This is a genomic window from Oceanobacillus luteolus (assembly GCF_042678205.1).
Taxonomy (GTDB): Bacteria; Bacillota; Bacilli; order Bacillales; family Amphibacillaceae; genus Oceanobacillus; species Oceanobacillus luteolus.
This window is the reverse complement of sequence record NZ_JBHUDE010000097.1, coordinates 1-4,621: the sequence shown is the minus strand read 5'-3', so window position 1 is coordinate 4,621 and position 4,621 is coordinate 1. Positions and strand designations below refer to the sequence as shown.

The 4,621-nt window shown below is 37.0% G+C and carries 4 protein-coding genes and 2 pseudogenes; 5 read left to right on the top strand and 1 reads right to left on the bottom strand.

Translation table 11 applies throughout. From position 1 onward, the window contains the following. Positions 1–303: 303 nt before the first annotated feature. A complete protein-coding gene (gene wecB / locus ACFSBH_RS12500) occupies positions 304–1,401 on the top strand; it encodes a non-hydrolyzing UDP-N-acetylglucosamine 2-epimerase (protein WP_251517836.1) in 1,098 nt (365 codons plus the stop codon). Between the two features lie 905 nt (positions 1,402–2,306). Here the strand turns inward: wecB and ACFSBH_RS12495 are convergent. Then, a pseudogene (locus ACFSBH_RS12495) lies at positions 2,307–2,665 on the bottom strand (EamA family transporter); the annotation flags it as partial. Here ACFSBH_RS12495 and ACFSBH_RS12490 point away from each other — a divergent pair. From ACFSBH_RS12490 to ACFSBH_RS12475, 4 genes and pseudogenes are all read left to right on the top strand, one after another. Beyond that, positions 2,616–2,741, top strand: a complete 126-nt coding sequence (locus ACFSBH_RS12490) for a hypothetical protein (protein ID WP_349774388.1) — start codon at positions 2,616–2,618, stop codon at positions 2,739–2,741. The pseudogene ACFSBH_RS12495 and the gene ACFSBH_RS12490 sit on opposite strands and share 50 nt — an antisense overlap. A gap of 252 nt (positions 2,742–2,993) precedes the next feature. Further along, entirely contained in the window at positions 2,994–3,206 is a 213-nt protein-coding gene (locus ACFSBH_RS12485; RefSeq protein WP_251517834.1) for a YuzF family protein, read from the top strand. 62 nt (positions 3,207–3,268) lie between these two features. Next, positions 3,269–4,159 (top strand): manganese catalase family protein, encoded by an 891-nt coding sequence (locus tag ACFSBH_RS12480; protein WP_251517831.1) that lies wholly within the window; start codon positions 3,269–3,271, stop codon positions 4,157–4,159. A gap of 119 nt (positions 4,160–4,278) precedes the next feature. Then, a pseudogene (locus tag ACFSBH_RS12475) lies at positions 4,279–4,444 on the top strand (HTH domain-containing protein); the annotation flags it as partial. Positions 4,445–4,621 lie beyond the last annotated feature (177 nt).

Genomic DNA, 4,621 nt, shown 5'->3' with positions numbered 1-4,621 from the left:
GATTAGTTCTTCATGTGGCATAGAAAAGCACCTCCTTCAATTGATATTTCTATCTTAGCAAGAGGTGCTTCATTTTTGTATGCGTTGTTTGATTACGGGTTTACTACAAATCTTCACCGTATCCCTCTCTTCCAATACAATAATTATTAACTAATTTATGCAGTAAAACTCCTTTTCGATTGGACATTGCTTTCAATTCCTATAGACTACATCATCATTCTATAAACCGACAGTAATAAATAGTACAGGCGGACATAGAATGGTTTATTGATATCTAAACTGTTTTTGAAAGGTTGATGTATTTTGAAGCTTATAACCGTAATAGGTGCGCGGCCGCAATTTATCAAATCAGCACCTTTTTCTGACGTCTTTCGAAAAAAACATAAAGAGATAGTCATTCATACAGGGCAGCATTATGATAAAAATATGTCAGATATTTTCTTTAAGGAGCTCCGTATACCTGAACCAGATTATCATTTAGGGGTCGGCTCGGGAAATCATGGTTTCCAGACCGGAAGAATGCTTGAAAAGATTGAAGATATTATTTTAAAAGAAAAGCCTGATGGGTTACTCGTATACGGTGATACAAATTCTACTTTGGCTGGTGCATTAGCGGCTAGTAAATTACACATCCCTGTTTTTCATGTTGAAGCAGGCTTGCGCAGTTATCATAAACGCATGCCAGAGGAACAAAATAGAGTACTAACAGACCACATCTCTGATTTATTGCTATGTCCAACAAAAACCGCTGTAGAAAACTTGAAAAAGGAAGGAATTACTAAAGGGGTAATTCTTACAGGTGACATTATGTATGATACAGTCAATCGATTTATCAAACTATCAAATAGTCGTTATTCTAAAGATGCCTGGCTAGAATCCCTAAAGGCTGAGAATGAGGTAATTCCTTCTGATCTTCAAGAAAAAGAGTATTACCTTGCCACTATTCATCGAGCTGAAAATACGGACGACTTAAAAAAGCTGCAAATCATTTTTTCTGCTTTTGAAAAATTGGATAAACCGGTACTAATACCGTTACATCCGAGAACTCGTAAGTTAATTGATAAATTGAATATCAAATTTAAAAATGTAACGATCATCAATCCCGTCGGATATTTATTAATGCTTTACTTAACCGCAAACGCTTATATGATTGTGACTGATTCTGGAGGCCTTCAAAAAGAAGCTTACTTCCTGAAGACCCCATGTACAACACTAAGAGACCAAACGGAATGGGTTGAAACATTAGAATATGGGTGGAATATGTTAAGCCGAATAGAAGTACAAACAATCACTAAAACAGCTACGCGAAAATTAGACTGTCTGAAACATTCTCAAGCCCCCCTATTTGGAGATGGAAAAGCTGCGGAATATATATGTCAGGCGATATTAAAAAGAGCTTAAAAATAGAATCTTTTATTTACGGTTATAATTCTCCAATTTTCTTTTCACGACATTTCGCTTCAAGATCATCAATCATCTCAATTAAACGATCAATATAATCAACAACGAAAAAGCGTCAATCCCTCGATAGACAAAGGATTGACGCTTCGTTCTTAGTGATTCCGATTGGGCTCGAACCAACGACCTCTACCCTGTCAAGGTTTTTGAGTGGGGCAAGATCGTTGTCCGAGTCATATCAATGAATAAGTCTCTAGTGGACTCAACACGGACTTTAAATTTATTGAACACTAGGTTGTGTTCATTATATTACATAGTATATTAGTTGATTCTCGAGCTTGTCAAGACTAACAGTATCTTTTTCCTATTAGAATAGACGCAATTGTTGTCTAATTTTGTTATAATTGCTGTAATGGGGATTCGTGGGAAGTTTTATTTCATTTAGATATTCTTATTCATTACCCTCTAAATCTATAGTTGGGAAAATGCGAATCACCTCTTTAGTTACCCTTAGCATTTCATCTATTGTGTTTAAATGAAATTAAGAATCCTAAACTATCAGAATACATAAACAGGAAGTGAGACGACAATAATTAATAATAAATCGTGATTATCTTTAAATGGTAAAGATGGTAATGCAACGGGGATATAATGTTCATTATGTTCTCTCATATCACTTGAACAATCCTTTAAAGCCTTCAATCGTTGAGCTCGTAAGCTTCAATGTCATTAAAATAATCCCATACATAATTAGACCTCGCTTTTTTCATGCTTTTCATAGCGTGCTCTAAGTCATGATAATCTTTGCTCTCAAGGGAATCTACCGAATGATCATAGGGAATGTCCCCTACTGTTACATCTAACGTACTGATTAGTTACTTTCGTAAAAGAACATGCTCCCGCGGGATAACAGCGCCGATTAAAGCGATTCCCATCGCCAATAATGCAGACTTCGTCGTGCGTTCCTTGTATAAAATAAAGCCTCTAATCAATCAAACGATAGGCTGCAAAGCAAGGATGATTGTTGAACTTGCGACAGAAGTTAGTTTTAACAATCCGAACCATAGTGCAAAATGTAATGCTAGAAATAATCCTGAAAAGAATAACAATAGCCATTCCTTTTGGGATATTTTTTGGAATTCTTCCCGCCTTGTCCAGACAAAGGGGAATAATAAAATCGCTGCCATCCACATGCGGTACATACTGGATCGTTGCCGGTGCTTAAGACCCTTTTAACGAAGATGGCAGAGAATGATATTGCGATAATTGAGACGAATAACGGCAAGACAATCAACTCTGAAGAGTTTTCATTATTCAATGTTACATTCTCCTTGTTAGCTTAGAATAGGATATTGCATGGTAGCTAATCGATTATACTTCAGCTTGCGCAAGGGATAAGGAGAGCGCGATTTATGCGGCGATAGTTTTTCCTTTCTGTTATAGGATATAAATGCTCATCGATGTAAAAATAAGCTTTGTTTAACATCAACTGAATATCTTATAAATATGAAAAATATAATACTAAATAGACGAACACACATTTTTCCTTGTTTGCATATACTGCTAAGGGATTTCGAGAAAAGGAGTGTGTAAAAATGAGTGAAAAATGGAATATTAATGATCCGTATGTTTATCAGGCTTTAACGGCACTTCATAATCAATCCCTTGCCGTTCAAACGACACGTGGCTCAGTACGAGGTATATTACAACAGGTCATGCCTGATCATATCGTCATCATGATGGGCGGGGCACCATTCTATATTCGTACAGCGCAAATAATTTGGTTTCAACCGATAATGAGTGAATAAGCCAAGCTCCATCCAACATATGATGTCAATGATTATTATTTACGGATGGAGGCGTAAAGCTCATGATGAAACGTGTGAATAAAATCGCCATTGAGTTACCATATCCGGAACATGGCGATATGAATGCAGCTGCAGCTGTTCAGGAATTAATGGGAGGCAAATTCGGTGAAATGTCCACCTTAAACAATTACATGTTTCAATCCTTTAATTTTCGAGGCAAAAAAAAGCTAAAACCTTTTTATGATTTAATTGCAAGTATTACGGCGGAGGAATTTGGTCATGTTGAGTTAGTAGCGAATGCCATTAATCTACTTTCTATTGGCAATACCGTTCCTGGTGATCCTGACACAGCGCCACTGCAAAATGGGAAGGATGCCCGTTATTCTACACATTTTACAACTACCGCTCAAACAGCTTGGCCAGGTGATGGGATGGGAAGACCGTGGAATGGAACTTTTGTCAATAACAGTGGTACGCTCGTTGAGGACCTTCTCGCCAATTATTTATTGGAAATCGGTGCAAGAAACCATAAAATGCGTGTTTATGAAATGACTACCCATCCTACTGCCCTGGAAATGATTGGTTACTTACTCGTTCGAGGCGGAACGCACATTATTGCCTATGCGAAAGCACTCGAAGTAGCTACGGGGGTAGAGGTAGGCAAGATGCTTCCTGTTCCAAGTTTGGATAATAATAAATTTGATCACGCCAAAAAATTTATGGATCAAGGATTGTACAATGTATTGTATACATGGGGAGAAGAGGACTATCGGGATATCAACCAAATTTGGAAAGGAGTTAACCCTGAAACTGGCGAAACACTGAGAGTAATTGATGGAATGCCTAAGGGTGCGCCTGTGCCCGACTTCCCAGAACTTCCAGAGCAATTTGCCCCAGGGATTGATCGGGATGATTATCATCGGATTTTAAAACGTTTAAAAAGTAATATGTAATCTACAAAAAGAGCTAGGAGGAAATAATATGTACCCTATAGAATAGACACTTTAAAAAAAGAGTCTGCTCTATAGGGTACTTTTTGTATAATGAATAAAATAGAGATTGGGGAAAAAATATGAGTAAAAAAACATTCACACAGGGAGACATCAAGAGGTTATTAAATAACACCTATGTAAAATCAGTAAGTCCTAAGGGAATCTTATTCAGATGAATTTAAGCGGCTTTTTATTGCTGAATATGAGAATGGTAAGCTACCAAAGCAAATTTTTGAGTTGAGGGGGAGTGTAAACTGAACTGTGTAAGTAAGAGAGCGTACGGCTCTTACTTCGCAGTTTAGTTTTTTATTGTTAGAATCACTAGCGTTGCATAAATAATACCAGAATTTTCAGTTTTAATCTTTTTTCTATTAGAGCCAAAAAAGTAAATACCCAACTAAAGGTGGCTCCATTCATTTTTTT